Below are 17281 nucleotides of genomic sequence, written 5' to 3'. Positions count from 1 at the left end.
TGACAGTTAAACCGCGGCCAGTGCCGCCTGATGGGAGCGTTGATGTTTAATCGTATTCGAATTTCGACCACGCTGTTTTTGATTTTAATCCTCTGCGGTGTTTTGCAGATTGGCAGTAATGGCTTGTCCTTCTGGGCATTTCGGGACGGTTTTCAGAACCTGAATCAGGTCGAACGGAGTAATCAGCAACGCGCTGCGCTGGCCCAAACCCGCGCTGTGTTATTACAGGCCAGTACGGCCCTTAATAAGGCAGGGACGCTGACCGCCCTGAGCTATCCGCCAGAGGACATCAAAACCCTGATGACTCTTGCGCGCGACAGCCTGGCGCAGTCTGAATTGATGTTTAAACGCTTTATGGCGACGTCGGATTCGACGGAACAAGGCAAGGCGCTGTTTAGCGCGACGGAGAAAAGTTTCAACCAGTGGCACAGCGATCTCGCGCATCAGGCCACCTGGCTTGAAAACAATCAGCTGTCAGATTTTCTGACCGCGCCGGTGCAGGCGGCTCAAGATGCTTTTGATGCGAATGTGAATGCGTGGCAGAGCAACATCGACCGCGTGTTGCAAACGGCAGGAGAGCAGAGTCAGCGCAATTACCATATGTCGGGGGTGATTTTCGCCACCATGGTGGTCCTGGCAGCACTGCTCACCAGCGGTGCGCTGTTCTGGTCACGCAAGATGATTGTTCAGCCGCTGGCGATTATTGGCAGCCATTTCGACAGTATTGCCGCTGGGAATCTGGCACGGCCAGTAGCGGTTTATGGGCGCAATGAGATCTCGGCCATTTTTGCCAGCCTGCAGAAGATGCAAAAGGCATTACGCGAAACAGTAAATGACGTTCGTCAGGGCAGCTCAGCCATGCATAGCGGTATTTCAGAAATCGCGATGGGCAATAACGATTTATCTTCGCGAACCGAGCAGCAGGCGGCCGCGCTGGCACAAACGGCAGCCAGCATGGAACAACTTACCGCCACTGTCGGCCAGAACGCTGATAACGCGCGCCAGGCGTCAGGGATCGCCAAAAGTGCGGCAGACACAGCGCATAAAGGTGGCGAGCAGACGTCCCGGGTTGCCAGCACCATGCATGAGATTTCTGCCAGCTCGCAGAAAATCGGCGACATCATCGGCGTGATTGACAGCATTGCCTTCCAGACCAATATCCTGGCGTTGAATGCCGCGGTCGAGGCCGCCAGGGCAGGGGAGCAAGGGCGTGGTTTTGCCGTCGTCGCTGGTGAAGTGCGTAATCTGGCAAGCCGTAGCGCGCAGGCGGCGAAAGAAATTAAGGGGCTCATTGAGGAGTCAGTCACCCGGGTGCATCAGGGCTCGCAACTGGTGGATATGGCGTCGCGCACGATGACGGAAATTGTCAGTTCGGTGACCCGGGTTAACGACATCATGGGCGAGATTGCCTCGGCATCCGATGAACAGCGCAGAGGCATTGAGCAGGTGGCGCAGGCCGTCAGCCAGATGGACTCAGTGACGCAGCAAAACGCCGGGCTGGTGGAAGAAGCCGCATCCGCCACCGGACAACTCGCCACACAGGCCGATAATCTTTCCGCCTGTGTCGCATTTTTCAAGCTTGAAGAGCAAACCGTAGCAAAACAAGAGTTGGCGCAGCCGCAGGTTGCGTCCGTTGTATCCTGAATGTGATTGAGAAGGCGCTATGACATCATCTCTGCCCACCGGGCAAACGTCATTATTGTTACAGATGACACAGCGCCTCGCGCTGTCTGACGCGCATTTTCGTCGGATATGTCAATTAATCTACCAGCGTGCAGGGATCGTACTGGCCGACCACAAGCGGGACATGGTTTATAACCGCCTGGTCCGCCGTTTGCGTACCCTGGGGCTGGATGACTTTGGTCGCTATCTCAGCATGCTGGAAGCTAACCAGAACAGTGCTGAGTGGCAAGCTTTTATTAACTCCCTGACTACCAACCTGACCGCATTTTTTCGCGAAGGGCATCATTTTCCGGTGCTGTCAGATCATGCTCGTCGGCGCAGCGGTGAATACCGCGTCTGGAGCGCGGCGGCATCAACCGGAGAAGAGCCCTACAGCATTGCGATTACGCTTGCCGATACCTTAGGTATGGCACCGGGCCGCTGGCGCGTTTTTGCCAGCGACATTGATACCGAAGTGCTGGAAAAGGCCAGAAACGGCATTTACCGCCTCGATGAGCTAAAGACGCTGTCACCCCAGCAGTTGCAGCGTTATTTCATGCGCGGTACCGGTCCGCATGAAGGGCTGGTACGCGTTCGGCAGGAACTGGCAGGTCATGTTGAATTTTCCAGCGTCAATTTACTGGATAAGCAGTACAACGTGCCAGGCCCTTTTGATGCCATATTTTGCCGTAACGTGATGATCTATTTCGATAAAACGACGCAGCAGGACATTTTGCACCGTTTTGTTCCACTTCTTAAACCTGACGGACTGCTGTTTGCAGGTCATTCAGAAAACTTTAGCAACCTTGTGCGCGAGTTTAGCCTGCGTGGACAGACCGTGTATGCGCATGCGCCAGGTAAGGATAAAGCATGAGTAAAATCAGGGTGTTGTCGGTAGATGATTCTGCATTGATGCGTCAAATCATGACCGAAATTATTAACAGCCACAGTGATATGGAAATGGTGGCGACGGCGCCGGATCCGTTGGTCGCCCGGGATTTAATCAAAAAATACAATCCCGACGTCCTGACGCTGGACGTGGAAATGCCGCGCATGGACGGCCTCGATTTCCTTGAGAAGTTGATGCGCCTGCGTCCGATGCCGGTGGTTATGGTTTCTTCACTGACCGGTAAAGGTTCTGAGGTCACGCTGCGGGCCCTGGAACTGGGGGCGATTGACTTTGTCACCAAGCCTCAGTTGGGGATCCGCGAAGGCATGCTGGCGTATAGCGAGATGATTGCGGAGAAAATCCGCACCGCATCGCGGGCAAAACTGGCCGCCCACAAACCCTTGGCGGCACCGACGACCTTGAAAACGGGGCCATTACTCAGTTCAGAAAAACTGCTGGTCATCGGCGCCTCAACCGGAGGAACAGAGGCAATTCGCCATGTACTCCAGCCATTGCCGCTTTCAAGTCCCGGTATTCTTATTACCCAGCATATGCCGCCAGGATTTACCCGATCGTTCGCCGAACGTCTGAACAAACTGTGTCAGATTACCGTAAAAGAGGCAGAGGACGGAGAGCGCGTTCTCCCTGGGCATGCGTATATCGCGCCTGGCGACAAGCATATGGAGCTGGCGCGCAGCGGCGCGAACTATCAAATCAAAATTCATGACGGTCCGCCGGTTAACCGGCACCGGCCCTCAGTGGATGTGCTGTTTCATTCGGTGGCGAAACATGCGGGGCGTAATGCCGTTGGGGTGATCCTGACCGGTATGGGCAACGATGGTGCAGCCGGAATGTTAGCGATGAACCAGGCGGGTGCCTGGACCATTGCGCAAAACGAAGCAAGTTGTGTGGTGTTCGGCATGCCGCGCGAGGCCATCAATATGGGTGGCGTAAGCGAAGTGGTCGATCTTAGCCAGGTGAGCCAGCAAATGCTGGTGAAAATTAGTGCCGGACAGGCAATACGTATTTGAATCAGGAGTTTATTTTTATGGCGGATAAAGAGCTTAAGTTTTTGGTTGTGGATGACTTTTCCACCATGCGTCGCATCGTGCGTAACCTGCTTAAAGAGCTGGGATTCAACAATGTTGAAGAGGCTGAAGATGGCGTGGATGCGCTGAACAAGCTACAGGCAGGGGGATTCGGTTTTGTTATTTCTGACTGGAACATGCCGAACATGGATGGACTGGAACTGCTGAAAACCATCCGTGCAGATGGTGGGATGGCTTCTCTGCCGGTGCTGATGGTCACGGCAGAAGCGAAAAAAGAGAACATCATTGCGGCGGCACAGGCAGGCGCCAGTGGCTATGTCGTGAAACCGTTCACGGCGGCGACGCTGGAAGAAAAACTGAATAAAATCTTTGAGAAACTGGGCATGTGAGGGTGTGATGATGATGCAACCACAAATTAAACCTGCTGACGAACACTCTGCAGGGGACATCATCGCGCGCATCGGCAGTTTGACCCGAATGCTGCGCGACAGCCTGCGTGAACTGGGGCTGGATCAGGCTATTGCCGAAGCGGCAGAAGCAATTCCCGATGCCCGCGATCGTCTCGATTACGTTGTACAGATGACCGCTCAGGCGGCAGAGCGCGCGCTGAACAGCGTCGAAGCTTCGCAGCCGCACCAGGACGCGATGGAAAAAGGGGCCAAAGACCTGACCAAACGCTGGGATGAATGGTTCGAAAATCCGATCGAACTGTCAGACGCTCGTGAACTGGTCACCGATACCCGTCAGTTCCTTGGTGATGTGCCCGGACATACCAGCTTTACCAATGCCCAGTTGCTGGACATCATGATGGCGCAGGATTTCCAGGATCTCACCGGACAGGTCATCAAGCGCATGATGGATGTTATCCAGGAAATTGAACGTCAGCTGTTGATGGTTCTGTTGGAAAACATTCCGGAACAGGGCGCTCGTCCTAAACGTGAAAACGAAAGCTTGCTGAACGGCCCGCAGGTTGACGCCTCGAAAGCTGGCGTAGTGGCAAGCCAGGATCAGGTTGACGACCTGCTGGATAGCCTCGGGTTCTGATGAGTATTTGCCGGATGTGAGGCGTGGGCCTCTCATCCGGCTTACGCGCAATTCTGCTTAAAGCCATAAATCCCGTCTTTTTTACCGCTTACTCTTCCCATTGCTGGATAGCTGTTCTGGCATCATTCTCGCCTATATCTCTATCCAGGGTCTGATGCGTGGCAGAAGAAAGCGACGACGACAAAACAGAAGCCCCCACACCCCACCGACTTGAAAAAGCGCGGGAAGAAGGGCAGATCCCCCGATCCAAAGAGCTAACCTCACTACTTATTTTGCTGGTGGGCGTGTGTATTATCTGGATTGGCGGGGAGTCGCTTGCCCGCAGACTGGCCGGTATGCTGTCGGCCGGATTACGTTTTGACCACAGTATGGTTAACGATCCAAACCTGATCCTCAGCCAAATCATCCTGCTGATTAAAGACGCGATGATTGCGCTGTTGCCGTTGATTACCGGCGTCGTTCTGGTGGCATTAATCTCCCCGGTGATGCTTGGCGGCTTGATTTTCAGCGGTAAATCCCTGCAACCCAAATTCTCTAAGCTGAATCCGTTGCCGGGCATTAAGCGCATGTTTTCCGCGCAAACCGGCGCAGAACTGCTCAAAGCGATACTGAAGTCGACGTTAGTGGGCAGCGTGGCCGGGTTTTATCTCTGGCACAAGTGGCCAGAGATGATGCGGCTGATGGCGGAATCTCCGATTACGGCGATGGGCAACGCCCTGGATTTAGTCGGCATGTGCGCGTTGTTGGTGGTGCTTGGTGTCATTCCGATGGTGGGATTCGACGTTTTTTTCCAGATTTACAGCCATCTGAAAAAGCTGCGCATGTCGCGCCAGGATATCCGTGACGAATTTAAGCAAAGCGAAGGTGACCCGCACGTTAAGGGCAAAATTCGTCAAATGCAGCGCGCGGCCGCTCAGCGTCGCATGATGGCGGATGTACCAAAAGCAGACGTTATTGTCACTAACCCTACGCACTACTCAGTGGCGTTGAAGTATGACGAGAACAAAATGAGTGCGCCGAAAGTTGTCGCTAAGGGGGCCGGGCTGGTTGCGCTGCGCATTCGTGAAATTGGCGCAGAGCACCGTGTCCCTACGTTAGAAGCGCCACCACTGGCGCGTGCGCTCTATCGCCATGCTGAAATTGGTCAGCAAATACCGGGTCAATTATATGCCGCCGTTGCCGAAGTGCTGGCATGGGTATGGCAGCTAAAACGCTGGCGTCTGGCTGGCGGCAAACGTCCACCACAACCTGAAAACCTTCCGGTGCCTGAAGCACTGGATTTCATGAACGAGAAGAATACTGATGGCTAATCTGGTCGCGATGCTGCGTCTGCCCAGCAACCTGAAATCCACGCAATGGCAAATCCTTGCCGGACCGATCCTCATCCTGCTGATCCTGTCGATGATGGTGCTGCCGCTGCCGGCTTTCGTCCTCGATTTGCTGTTCACATTTAACATTGCGCTGTCGATCATGGTGCTGCTGGTGGCGATGTTCACCCAGCGTACGCTGGAATTTGCCGCATTCCCGACGATTTTGCTGTTTACCACATTATTACGCCTGGCGCTGAACGTTGCGTCGACCCGTATCATTTTGATGGAAGGACACACCGGCGCGGCGGCGGCGGGGAAGGTGGTTGAAGCTTTTGGTCACTTCCTGGTGGGCGGTAACTTTGCGATCGGCATCGTGGTCTTCGTGATTCTCGTCATCATTAACTTTATGGTAATCACCAAAGGTGCAGGGCGTATCGCCGAGGTTGGCGCGCGCTTCGTGCTGGATGGTATGCCCGGCAAGCAGATGGCGATTGATGCGGATTTGAATGCCGGTCTGATTGGCGAAGATGAAGCTAAAAAACGACGCTCGGAAGTGACCCAGGAAGCGGATTTTTACGGCTCAATGGACGGTGCGAGTAAATTCGTCCGTGGAGACGCCATTGCCGGTATTTTGATCATGGTGATCAACGTAGTCGGCGGTCTGTTAGTTGGGGTGTTGCAGCATGGTATGAGCATGGGCAGCGCTGCGGAAAGTTATACCCTGCTGACCATCGGTGACGGGCTGGTGGCACAAATTCCTGCGCTGGTTATCTCTACCGCGGCGGGCGTTATCGTGACCCGCGTGAGTACCGACCAGGACGTAGGCGAACAGATGGTGACCCAACTGTTCAGCAATCCTAGTGTCATGTTGCTCAGTGCGGCGGTACTTGGACTTTTGGGCCTGGTTCCGGGCATGCCGAACCTGGTGTTTCTGATGTTTACTGCCGCATTGCTGGGCCTGGCCTGGTGGATGCGCGGTCGTGAGCAAAAAGCGCCAGATGAACCGCAGCCGGTGAAAATGCCGGAAAACAACTCCGTGGTGGAAGCCACGTGGAACGACGTGCAGTTGGAAGATTCGCTGGGAATGGAGGTAGGTTATCGCCTGATCCCAATGGTGGACTTTCAGCAGGATGGCGAGTTACTGGGGCGAATTCGCAGTATTCGTAAGAAATTTGCTCAGGATATGGGCTTCCTGCCGCCGGTGGTACACATCCGTGACAATATGGATCTGCAGCCGGCCCGCTATCGAATTTTGATGAAAGGGGTAGAAATTGGCAGCGGTGATGCCTATCCGGGACGCTGGCTGGCCATTAACCCAGGTACTGCTGCCGGGTCGCTGCCGGGCGAGAAAACGGTCGATCCGGCTTTCGGACTGGACGCTATCTGGATTGAAAGCGCATTGAAAGAACAGGCGCAGATTCAGGGCTTTACGGTGGTTGAAGCCAGTACTGTTGTTGCTACGCATCTAAATCACCTGATTGGCCAGTTCGCCGCTGAGCTGTTTGGCCGTCAGGAAGCGCAGCAGTTACTGGATCGAGTGTCGCAGGAAATGCCAAAGCTGACGGAAGATCTGGTGCCGGGCGTTGTGACGCTCACCACGCTACATAAAGTGCTGCAGAACTTACTGGACGAGAAAGTACCGATTCGTGATATGCGCACCATTCTTGAAACGCTGGCGGAACATGCGCCGCTGCAAAACGATCCGCATGAGCTTACCGCGGTCGTCCGTGTTGCGTTGGGACGCGCCATCACTCAGCAGTGGTTCCCGGGGAATGAAGAGGTTCAGGTTATCGGTCTTGATACTCCGCTCGAGCGTTTGCTGCTGCAAGCGCTGCAGGGGGGGGGAGGCCTGGAGCCTGGGCTTGCAGACCGCCTGCTGGCCCAAACACAGGAAGCGCTGTCCCGGCAGGAAATGTTGGGCGCGCCGCCGGTCTTGCTGGTTAATCACGCGTTGCGTCCGCTGCTGGCGCGGTTTTTACGTCGCAGCATCCCGCAGTTGGTGGTGTTATCGAACATGGAGCTTTCCGATAACCGCCATATCCGCATGACGGCGACCATTGGAGGTAAATAATGCGCAAGTTACTGTGGTTGTTGTTTTTTCCTCTGGTGGCGCAGGCCGCCGGAGAAGGGGCCTGGCAGGCAAGCGGTATGGGGATCATCTTAAATTACCGTGGCCAGTCAGCCTCGTCTGCGCCTTTGGTTCCTGGCCAGCCGGTCTCAGGCTTAATGACGCTGGTAGCCTGGCGCTATGAGCTGAATGGCCCCACGCCCGCAGGTCTGCGGGTGCGTTTATGTTCTCAGTCCCGTTGTGTCGAGCTGGACGGGCAAAGTGGGACCACCAACGGGTTCAATAATGTTCCGGCCATTGAACCGATGCATTTTGTCTGGGAAGTCCCCGGCGGTGGTCGCCTGATCCCCGCGTTACGCATTCAGAGCAATCAGGTGATTGTGAACTACCGTTAACACCCTCCGTCATTCAGACCAGCAGTTGAAACTGCTGGTTGTTTCAACACTCCAGCCTCTCATTCAATTAAATAGAAACGCAGTTTTATAAAATAGGTGACGTACGTTGCCGGACTCTTTGTATTGTTGCCATTTCACGAATCCTTCTGGCAGAAATAGAAAGGTTTCGCTTCCTGTTTGCTTTTACTGTGCCCCTATAAGGATGCCCATTGTCAAAGCGAGGATTGCGGGGCCTCCCAAATACAGCTGCTGCGCCGCAACAGGGGCAGGTCACAGCATTGAATCCGACATTGACAGAGGTTAAGTAAATGATTGTTTACCCGGTTAAACATAGCCCGTTGTTGCGCCAGCCAGAACATTTTATTGCCAGGGATGAATTAAAAACGCTGATCAAAAAGGTGACGCATAACCTGGTCAATATTCATGACGAAACTGGTGAGTTCTTGCTGCGTCTGGACGATGGACGCGTAATTGATACCAAAGGCTGGGCGGGATGGGAGTGGACGCACGGCGTCGGCTTGTACGGGATGTATCAGTACTATCTGCAAACCGGCGATGAAACGATACGCGATATCATCGATAGCTGGTTTGCCGATCGCTTTGCTGAAGGTGCAACCACCAAAAACGTTAACACCATGGCGCCATTTTTAACGTTGGCGTATCGCTATGAAGAGACGCGTAATCCAGCGTATCTACCGTGGCTCGACAGCTGGGCTGAGTGGGCAATGCATGAGATGCCGCGTACCGAGTTCGGCGGTATGCAACACATTACGCTGGCGGAAGAAAACCACCAGCAGATGTGGGATGACACGCTGATGATGACGGTTCTACCGCTGGCGAAGATTGGCAAGTTACTCAATCGCCCTGACTACATCGAAGAGGCAACGTATCAGTTCCTGCTGCACGTGCAAAACCTGATGGATAAAGACACGGGGCTGTGGTTCCACGGCTGGAGCTATGAAGGAAATCATAACTTTGCCAATGCCCGCTGGGCGCGTGGCAACAGTTGGTTAACTATCGTGATCCCGGACTTCCTCGAATTACTTGATTTACCAGAAAACAATGCCGTTCACCGCTATCTGGTACAGGTCCTGAACGCACAAATCGCGGCGCTGGCGAAATGCCAGGATGAAAGTGGGTTGTGGCATACCTTGCTGGACGACCCGCAGTCGTATCTGGAAGCATCGGCAACTGCCGGATTTGCTTATGGGATCCTCAAAGCTGTACGTAAACGCTATGTTGGGCAAGAGTATACGCTGGTGGCCGAAAAAGCCATTCGTGGCATTGTGCAGCATATTTCACCGGAAGGTGAACTGCTGCACACCTCGTTTGGCACCGGGATGGGACACAATCTCGATTTCTACCGCAACATCCCTCGGACTTCTATGCCTTACGGACAAGCGATGGCGATGCTGTGTCTTACCGAATACTTGCGTAAGTATTTTTGATATCGGTATTCGATGGCGCTAACGCTATCGGACCTGATGGTTGAGTCGTCACTGTGTGTACCGTGTTGTCCTGCGGGGCAAAGAGATGATCCATGATTTGACGCATAACCGGCGCGGCGGTGACACCATCGCTGCCGCCGTTTTCCAGAATTAACGCCACCGCGACCTTCGGGTTCTTATAGGGCGCAAATGCGGTATAGAACACGTGGTCGCGCAAGCGGACAGGGATCATCTTCGCATTGTAGGTCTGATTTTCTTTCAGGCTAAAGACCTGCGAGGTGCCGCTTTTCGCCGCAATGCCGTAAGGTGCTGTGTGAAAGAACTTATAACCTGTACCATTTGGTTCATTCGCCATGCCGAACATCGCCTGACGCACCAGTCCCCAGTAGGGTGACGAGGCTGAGGCGATTTGTGACGGTGCTTCTGGAGCCTGATACGGCGTGAAGGTTTTGCCATTTTCTTCATCGAGTAGCAGGTGAGGGACGATAACCTTGCCGTTGTTAATCAGTGCGACCATGGCTTTGACCATCTGGATAGGAGTGGCAATCCAGTAGCCCTGGCCGATGCCAACTGAGATAGTATCCCCCTGATACCAGGCTTTTTTATGCACTTTTTGCTTCCATTCACGGCTCGGGAGCAGGCCGTTATACTCCTCATCAAGATCGATGCCGGTCGGTTTACCGTAACCAAACTGGCTGAGCATGCTGTTAATCCGGTCGATCCCCATCATATACGCTACCTGATAGAAGAACGTATCGGCAGACTCTTCTATCGCTTTGGTGACATCCAGCATACCGTGGCCTGTTTTTTTCCAGTCACGGTAATGTCGCTCGGTGCCGGGTAGCGTCCAGGTAGGAGCACCGAAGAAACTGGTCTGCGGCGTGATCACACCGTTTAGTAATGCTGACATCGCCATATACGGTTTGACCGTTGAAGCGGGGGGGTACAATCCCTGTGTGACGCGGTTGATTAATGGCAGGTCTTTATCCTGGAGTAGCTTGTTATAGTCCTGATAGCTAATGCCTTTGACAAACGGATTAGGGTCATAGCTGGGGTTTGAGACCATCGCCAGTACAGAACCGTCGTGTGGATCTTCAACCAAAACGGCGGCACGCTGGCCAGCCAACAAGCTCTCAATATATTGCTGTAAATGTAAATCCAGCGTCAGATGGATATCTTTACCGGCAACGGGCGGCACATCTTTGAGCAGGCGTACGATGCGTCCGTGGTTATCTACTTCCACCTCCTGATAACCGGTCTTTCCATGCAGTTCATTTTCGTAATAGCGCTCAATACCTTGCTTACCGATATTGTGATCGGCGGCGTAGTTCTCAGCCTGACCCTTTTGATCCAGAGCTTTCAGGTCGTTGTCATTGATTTTTGAAACATAGCCAAGGACATGTGCCAGCGCCGCGCCATAGGGATACTGGCGGTCTTCGTAGCTATTGATGTTTACGCCGCTAAAATGAAACTGGTTTACCGAGAAACGGGCGATTTCCACATCGGTAAGCGCATTTTTTAGCACGACCGGACGATAACGGCTGCTGGCTTTTAGCTCATGGCGAAACTGATCAATATCATCAGGAGTGAGGTCAACGATGGGCGTGAGCTGCTGGATTAACGCATTCATATCACTGATTTTATAAGGCGTAACGGAAATATCGTACCAGGTGACGTTGCGCACCAGCGGGATGCCGTTGCGATCGTAAATCATGCCACGTGTGGGGGCGACGGGTAGCATTTTGATATCGTTTGCATTCGACCGGGTGGTGTAATACTGGTGCTGACAGATTTGTAAGTTATACAGATTGTAAATCAGGATGCCAAAACAGATGACCACCAGGCCAAAGGCCACCAACACACGCCGCTGAAAGAGTTTTTCTTCCGCCTCAAAATCTCTGAATGTCATTGACCCGTACCCGATTAATTCGCCGCCTAATGATACGGAGGCTTAAACGGGATGACAGGCAAAAAATGTTCCATATCTCTAGGGAAATGTGTCATTCCTTGTGGGCTGTTACAAATTACAGTGAACGTCGCCGCTTCTCGTAGGCCTGATTGCGCTGCCATGAGAACGGGTCAGGGAAAATAAAAAAGCCCGCGACATAGCGCGGGCTTCCACATTACTTGAGGTAATTACATACGTTCTACGGTTTCGATACCCAGTGTATCCAGACCCAGCTTCAGGGTTTTCGCCGTCAGCTGTGCCAGTTTCAGCCGGCTGTTACGAATCTCTTCGTTTTCAGCGCTGAGGATAGGGCAGTGCTCGTAGAAGCCGGAGAACAGACCGGCAACGTCGTACAGGTAAGCACACATCACGTGCGGTGTACCTTCACGCGCAACGACGGTCAGCGTTTCTTCAAACTGCAGCAGACGCGCAGCCAGCTGAGCCTCGCGATCTTCGTTGATAATCACCTGCGCATTTGCCAGCGCGCTTTCGTCGATATCCGCTTTACGGAATACGGACAGTACGCGGGTGTAAGCATACTGCATGTACGGAGCGGTATTGCCTTCGAACGCCAGCATGTTGTCCCAGTCGAAGATATAGTCGGTGGTACGGTTTTTGGACAGATCCGCGTATTTCACCGCACCGATACCGACCGCATTTGCCAGCTTTTCCAGCTCATCGGCAGGCATGTCCGGGTTCTTCTCCGCGACCAGACGACGTGCGCGCTCCAGCGCTTCATCCAGCAGATCGGCCAGTTTAACCGTGCCGCCAGCGCGGGTTTTGAACGGTTTACCGTCTTTACCCAGCATCATACCGAACATGTGGTGTTCCAGCGGCACCGAATCCGGCACATAACCAGCTTTACGTACGATGGTCCAGGCCTGCATTAAGTGCTGATGCTGACGAGAGTCGATGTAATACAGTACGCGATCGGCATGCAGGGTTTCGTAACGATACTTGGCACAGGCGATGTCGGTTGTGGTGTAGAGATAGCCGCCATCTTTCTTCTGAATGATAACGCCCATCGGTTCGCCTTCCTTGTTTTTATACTCATCAAGGAATACGACGGTAGCGCCTTCGCTTTCAACAGCCAGGCCTTTGGCTTTGAGATCGGCCACGATGCCAGGCAGCATCGGGTTGTACAGGCTCTCGCCCATGACGTCGTCACGGGTCAGGGTAACGTTGAGGCGATCGTAGGTTAACTGGTTCTGCGACATGGTAATGTCGACCAGTTTACGCCACATCTCGCGGAAGTATTCGTCGCCGCCTTGCAGCTTCACGACATAACTACGGGCGCGTTCCGCGAAGGCTTCATCTTCGTCGTAATGTTTTTTCGCGTCACGGTAGAAACCTTCCAGGTCAGCCAGCGCCATCTCTCCGGCATTTTCCTGCTGCTGTTTTTCCAGCCATGCGATGAGCATACCGAACTGAGTACCCCAGTCACCGACGTGGTTGGCGCGGATAACCTTGTGACCAAGGAATTCCAGCGTACGCACCGCCGCGTCACCGATGATGGTGGAACGCAGGTGACCAACGTGCATCTCTTTCGCTACGTTAGGCGCGGAGTAGTCAACCACGACGGTTTGTTTAGTCGGTTGGGTGACGCCCAGACGATCGGAAGCCAGCGCCTGCTGAACGTGCTGCGCCAGAAATGCCGGGTCGAGAAAAATGTTGATAAAGCCCGGGCCTGCAATTTCAACTTTGCTGGCAATCCCGTTGAGATCCAGATGAGTCAGCACCTGCTCAGCCAGTTGTCGCGGCGCCATACCCAGTTTTTTAGCGACAGCCATCATGCCGTTAGCTTGATAGTCGCCGAACTGTACTTTTGCTGACTGACGAACCTGTGGTTCGCAATCTGCAGGCGCGCCTGCAGCAATCATGGCCTGACTGACTTTTTCTGAGAGAAGAGCCTGAATATTCACCGGAATACCTTACATTTATGAAGCGGCCTAAAATTCACCGCACCAGTTTAAGAATTAAGGGCGGGAGTATACTGCAAATGCCCGTTGCCGTCAGCATTGTGTGTACCGCCAGTAGCCTGAAATGTAAACCATGCAATGGCGTAAATTTATCCATGATGTGTTCGGAGAAAACAGCGGTTGGATGGCGCAGCGCAACAGAGTAAATTAGCGACTTTGAACATGGATATGAGCTTTTAATATGGCGAACTGGCAAACCGTTGCAGAACTACAGGATATTTCTGCAGATTTACCGCATTTCACGCAGGCATTAACGGAACTTTCTACCCGTCTTGGGCTGGATATCACAGGCCTGGAAGCCGATCACATTTCCTTGCGTTGCCATCAAAATACCACTGCAGAACGCTGGCGTCGCGGGTTTGAACAGTGCGGTGAATTGTTGTCAGAAAACATCATTAACGGCAGACCTATTTGTCTTTTTAAACTGCATGAGCCGGTTTGTGTGCAACATTGGCAATTTTCCATCGTCGAACTGCCGTGGCCGGGCGAAAAACGTTACCCACATGAAGGCTGGGAACATATTGAAATTGTTCTGCCGGGTGAGGCACAAACGCTGAATGCGCGAGCGCTGGCGCTGCTTTCCGATCACGGTCTGAGTCAACCTGGTATATTTGTGAAAACCAGCTCGCCAAAAGGAGAACGTGAACGTTTACCGAATCCGACGCTGGCGGTTAGCGATGGTAGCGTGACGATAAAATTCCACCCGTGGTCGATTGAAACCATTGTGGCAAGCGAACGTCAGGAGTGAGCATGACTATACTGGAAATCTGCTGTTACAGCATGGAGTGCGCGCGCACGGCGCAGCAAAACGGCGCGGATCGTATTGAGCTTTGCTCGGCACCCAAAGAAGGGGGCTTAACGCCTTCGCTGGGCGTCTTGCGTTCTGTTCGCCAGCACATTTCGATTCCCGTCAATCCCATTATTCGTCCACGTGGAGGCGACTTTTGTTACACCGAAGGTGAATTCGCTGCAATGCTGGATGATATAGCGATGGTCAGAGAACTAGGGTTCTCAGGGCTGGTGACCGGCATTTTAGATGCGGATGGCGATGTCGATATGCCGCGCATGGAGAAAATAATGATCGCCGCCGGTTCACTGCAAGTCACTTTTCATCGTGCCTTTGATATGTGTGCTAACCCACTCAATACGCTTAAAAAATTAGCTGATTTGGGCATCGCCAGAGTACTCACCTCCGGGCAAAAATCAGATGCGGCGCAAGGTTTAACAAAAATAATGGAACTTATTACGCAGCCTGGTGCTCCAATCATTATGGCCGGAGCGGGGGTTCGCGCCTCGAATTTGTCCCTGTTCCTTGATGCTGGGGTGCAGGAAGTCCACAGTTCTGCCGGAGTATGGCTGGCTTCACCAATGCGTTATCGCAATTCGGGGTTGTCGATGTCTTCGGATGCGCAGGCGGATGAGTATTCTCGCTATGCGGTAGACGGGGCGGCGGTTGCTGAAATGAAAGCAATCATTGCACACCATCAGGCCAGCTGATTTTACCGTTGCATCATGTCGCCCAATATGATGCTTGCTCGTACCAGGCCCCTGCAATTTCAACAGGGGCCTTTTTTTCTCCTTCTCCTGCATATTTCGGTCTGCAACTGTGTTGGCTTTCCTCGCTCACCCCGGTCACGTAGTTATCTACGCTCCCAGGGATTTGCTGCGTCGCCGCCTTGTTGCAAACCGAACTATTTTGGAGAAATGGTGCTATACGTAATAGTCATTTGGCAAAAATGACTACGGTTTACGCGCAATCAATACCGCACGCAGTGGGGCAGGGTAGCCTTCCACCGTCTTGCTGTGGTCGTTCGGGTCAAGGAAGTCGGCCAGCGATTCGGTAATCATCCATTCGGTGCGGCGCTGTTCTTCGGTAGTGGTCACACATACGTCGGCAATGCGCACATCAACAAACCCGCATTTTTCCAGCCAGTTTTTTAGCGCCAGTGCAGACGGGATAAAGTAAACGTTACGCATCTGGGCGTAGCGATCGCCCGGCACCAGCACGGTATTTTCATCGCCTTCGACGACCAGCGTTTCCAGTACCAGTTCGCCGTCTTTAACCAACTGATCCTTTAACTGCCACAGGTGTTCCAGCGGCGAGCGGCGGTGATAAAGCACGCCCATGGAGAATACGGTATCAAAGGCGTTGAGCGCCGGAAGCTGTTCAATACCCAGCGGCAGCAGATGCGCGCGCTGGTCATTGCCCAGCAGTTTACGCACCGCCTCAAACTGGCACAGGAACAGTTGGGTCGGATCGATACCGACCGCCAGATGTGCGCCCGCGCCAATCATGCGCCACATGTGATAGCCACTGCCGCAACCGACATCAAGAATGGTACGTCCGGTGAGATCAGACAAGTGCGGCAGGACGCGATCCCACTTCCAGTCGGAACGCCATTCGGTATCGATATTGACGCCGTACAGCGAGTAAGGTCCTTTACGCCATGGCATCAGGTTACGCATCAGGGTGTCTATGCGTTTAAGCTGACCTTCGCTGAGCGGCTCTTTGCTTTCTGCGGTAACGCTGTGCAGTAAGTCCAGACGATGCGGCGTTAGCTCGGGCAGAAACTCGACGGCGTTTGACCATTGTTTAAAAAGACCGTGCTGATCGCGCTGCCAGGCAGCGATTTGCGCCGGAAGTGTTTCCAGCCAATGGGACAGATGATTTTTGGCAATCAACTGATAAAAGTTACCAAAATCGATCATGCGCTAACCTCAGCCTTCAACGCCACCAGAGAGCCAAAGTTGAAGCACTGGAACCACAATTCGCTGTGCTCAAAGCCGGCCTGATGCAGTCGCGCTTTATGCGTTTCGACCGAGTCGGTGAGCATCACGTTCTCCAGCATGCTGCGCTTCTGGCTGATTTCCAGTTCGCTATAGCCATTGGCTCGTTTGAAGTCGTGGTGCATGTTGAACAGCAACTCGCCTACGTTCGCGTCTTCGAAGCTGAATTTTTCAGATAGCACCAACGCGCCACCGGGATTCAGCCCCTGATAAATCTTATCCAACAACGCCTGGCGCTCGGGTGGCTCAAGGAATTGCAGGGTAAAATTCAGCACCACCATCGAGGCATTTTCGATAGTAATGTTGCGAATATCGCCTTCGACAACCTCAACCGGGGTCGGTGCCTTATAGGCGTCAATATGACGACGGCAGCGCTCAACCATCGCCGGAGAGTTGTCGACAGCAATAATTTTGCAATTCTCGTGATGAATATTGCGACGCACCGAGAGCGTCGCCGCGCCCAGAGAACAGCCCAGATCGTAGACCTGCGTGTTGGGTTGTACGAAACGTTCGGCCAGCATGCCAATCATAGAAATAATATTGGAATAGCCAGGAACGGAACGCTGGATCATATCCGGGAAGACTTCAGCTACCCGTTCATCAAAGGTCCAGTCACCCAGACTGGCGATAGGCGCAGAAAAAAGCGTGTCGCGGTGAGACATAACGTAAAAATCCGGGAAAAATAAAGTGGCGTATTGTGCG

General features: G+C 53.3%; 15 protein-coding genes. 11 read left to right on the top strand and 4 right to left on the bottom strand.

The annotated features are described in order from the left end of the window. Window positions 1-42 precede the first annotated feature (42 nt). From tap to bglB, 9 genes are all read left to right on the top strand, one after another. A complete protein-coding gene (tap, locus tag SK34_RS02170; RefSeq protein WP_003034646.1) occupies window positions 43-1644 on the top strand; it encodes a methyl-accepting chemotaxis protein IV in 1602 nt (533 codons plus the stop codon). A gap of 19 nt (window positions 1645-1663) precedes the next feature. Continuing rightward, on the top strand, window positions 1664-2536 hold the full coding sequence (gene cheR, locus SK34_RS02165; protein WP_003034649.1) for a protein-glutamate O-methyltransferase CheR: 873 nt from the start codon (window positions 1664-1666) through the stop codon (window positions 2534-2536). After that, entirely contained in the window at window positions 2533-3582 is a 1050-nt protein-coding gene (locus SK34_RS02160) for a protein-glutamate methylesterase/protein-glutamine glutaminase (protein ID WP_003034651.1), read from the top strand. Before cheR ends, SK34_RS02160 begins: the two co-directional genes overlap by 4 nt. Before the next feature lie 17 nt (window positions 3583-3599). After that, a complete protein-coding gene (gene cheY / locus SK34_RS02155; RefSeq protein ID WP_003034656.1) occupies window positions 3600-3989 on the top strand; it encodes a chemotaxis response regulator CheY in 390 nt (129 codons plus the stop codon). Window positions 3990-3999: 10 nt separating this feature from the next. Beyond that, window positions 4000-4644 carry a protein phosphatase CheZ gene (gene cheZ / locus SK34_RS02150; RefSeq protein WP_003034659.1) on the top strand — a complete coding sequence of 215 codons (645 nt, stop codon included), beginning with the start codon at window positions 4000-4002 and terminating at the stop codon, window positions 4642-4644. A 158-nt stretch (window positions 4645-4802) separates the two neighbouring features. Continuing rightward, complete coding sequence (gene flhB / locus SK34_RS02145; protein WP_003034664.1) at window positions 4803-5954, top strand: flagellar biosynthesis protein FlhB; 1152 nt, start codon at window positions 4803-4805, stop codon at window positions 5952-5954. Continuing rightward, window positions 5947-8025: a flagellar biosynthesis protein FlhA gene (gene flhA, locus SK34_RS02140; protein ID WP_003034666.1), complete on the top strand. Its 2079-nt coding sequence runs from the start codon at window positions 5947-5949 to the stop codon at window positions 8023-8025. Before flhB ends, flhA begins: the two co-directional genes overlap by 8 nt. Further along, complete coding sequence (flhE, locus tag SK34_RS02135) at window positions 8025-8417, top strand: flagellar protein FlhE (protein ID WP_048232244.1); 393 nt, start codon at window positions 8025-8027, stop codon at window positions 8415-8417. The genes flhA and flhE overlap by 1 nt, the downstream gene beginning before the upstream one ends. A gap of 308 nt (window positions 8418-8725) precedes the next feature. Continuing rightward, window positions 8726-9865 carry a beta-galactosidase BglB gene (bglB, locus tag SK34_RS02130; protein WP_003034669.1) on the top strand — a complete coding sequence of 380 codons (1140 nt, stop codon included), beginning with the start codon at window positions 8726-8728 and terminating at the stop codon, window positions 9863-9865. Here the strand turns inward: bglB and mrdA are convergent. After that, window positions 9837-11774: a penicillin-binding protein 2 gene (gene mrdA / locus SK34_RS02125; RefSeq protein ID WP_048232242.1), complete on the bottom strand. Its 1938-nt coding sequence runs from the start codon at window positions 11772-11774 to the stop codon at window positions 9837-9839. The two genes, bglB and mrdA, sit on opposite strands and share 29 nt — an antisense overlap. Before the next feature lie 227 nt (window positions 11775-12001). Further along, complete coding sequence (argS, locus tag SK34_RS02120; RefSeq protein ID WP_003034673.1) at window positions 12002-13735, bottom strand: arginine--tRNA ligase; 1734 nt, start codon at window positions 13733-13735, stop codon at window positions 12002-12004. A gap of 238 nt (window positions 13736-13973) precedes the next feature. On the opposite strand from argS, the gene SK34_RS02115 reads away from it, so the two are divergent. After that, entirely contained in the window at window positions 13974-14540 is a 567-nt protein-coding gene (locus SK34_RS02115) for a VOC family protein (protein WP_003034677.1), read from the top strand. Between the two features lie 2 nt (window positions 14541-14542). After that, on the top strand, window positions 14543-15289 hold the full coding sequence (gene cutC, locus SK34_RS02110; protein WP_032936856.1) for a copper homeostasis protein CutC: 747 nt from the start codon (window positions 14543-14545) through the stop codon (window positions 15287-15289). A gap of 243 nt (window positions 15290-15532) precedes the next feature. Here cutC and cmoB read toward each other — a convergent pair whose 3' ends face one another. Then, window positions 15533-16501, bottom strand: a complete 969-nt coding sequence (cmoB, locus tag SK34_RS02105; protein ID WP_003839177.1) for a tRNA 5-methoxyuridine(34)/uridine 5-oxyacetic acid(34) synthase CmoB — start codon at window positions 16499-16501, stop codon at window positions 15533-15535. Beyond that, window positions 16498-17241: a carboxy-S-adenosyl-L-methionine synthase CmoA gene (cmoA, locus tag SK34_RS02100; protein ID WP_003034686.1), complete on the bottom strand. Its 744-nt coding sequence runs from the start codon at window positions 17239-17241 to the stop codon at window positions 16498-16500. Before cmoA ends, cmoB begins: the two co-directional genes overlap by 4 nt. Window positions 17242-17281: the final 40 nt, after the last annotated feature.

It is taken from the genome of Citrobacter sp. MGH104, from assembly GCF_001034485.1.
Taxonomy (GTDB): Bacteria; Pseudomonadota; Gammaproteobacteria; order Enterobacterales; family Enterobacteriaceae; genus Citrobacter; species Citrobacter freundii.
The sequence above is the reverse complement of the archived record's forward strand: the minus strand, read 5'-3'. Positions and strand labels throughout refer to the sequence as shown.

What these genes read in the sequence shown, in the direction of transcription:
- tap (WP_003034646.1), top strand. Translation starts at nt 43, where the DNA reads ATGTTTAATCGTATTCGAATTTCGACCACGCTGTTTTTGATTTTAATC.
- cheR (WP_003034649.1), top strand. Translation starts at nt 1,664, where the DNA reads ATGACATCATCTCTGCCCACCGGGCAAACGTCATTATTGTTACAGATG.
- SK34_RS02160 (WP_003034651.1), top strand. Translation starts at nt 2,533, where the DNA reads ATGAGTAAAATCAGGGTGTTGTCGGTAGATGATTCTGCATTGATGCGT.
- cheY (WP_003034656.1), top strand. Translation starts at nt 3,600, where the DNA reads ATGGCGGATAAAGAGCTTAAGTTTTTGGTTGTGGATGACTTTTCCACC.
- cheZ (WP_003034659.1), top strand. Translation starts at nt 4,000, where the DNA reads ATGATGCAACCACAAATTAAACCTGCTGACGAACACTCTGCAGGGGAC.
- flhA (WP_003034666.1), top strand. Translation starts at nt 5,947, where the DNA reads ATGGCTAATCTGGTCGCGATGCTGCGTCTGCCCAGCAACCTGAAATCC.
- flhE (WP_048232244.1), top strand. Translation starts at nt 8,025, where the DNA reads ATGCGCAAGTTACTGTGGTTGTTGTTTTTTCCTCTGGTGGCGCAGGCC.
- bglB (WP_003034669.1), top strand. Translation starts at nt 8,726, where the DNA reads ATGATTGTTTACCCGGTTAAACATAGCCCGTTGTTGCGCCAGCCAGAA.
- mrdA (WP_048232242.1), bottom strand. Translation starts at nt 11,774, where the DNA reads ATGACATTCAGAGATTTTGAGGCGGAAGAAAAACTCTTTCAGCGGCGT.
- SK34_RS02115 (WP_003034677.1), top strand. Translation starts at nt 13,974, where the DNA reads ATGGCGAACTGGCAAACCGTTGCAGAACTACAGGATATTTCTGCAGAT.
- cutC (WP_032936856.1), top strand. Translation starts at nt 14,543, where the DNA reads ATGACTATACTGGAAATCTGCTGTTACAGCATGGAGTGCGCGCGCACG.
- cmoB (WP_003839177.1), bottom strand. Translation starts at nt 16,501, where the DNA reads ATGATCGATTTTGGTAACTTTTATCAGTTGATTGCCAAAAATCATCTG.
- cmoA (WP_003034686.1), bottom strand. Translation starts at nt 17,241, where the DNA reads ATGTCTCACCGCGACACGCTTTTTTCTGCGCCTATCGCCAGTCTGGGT.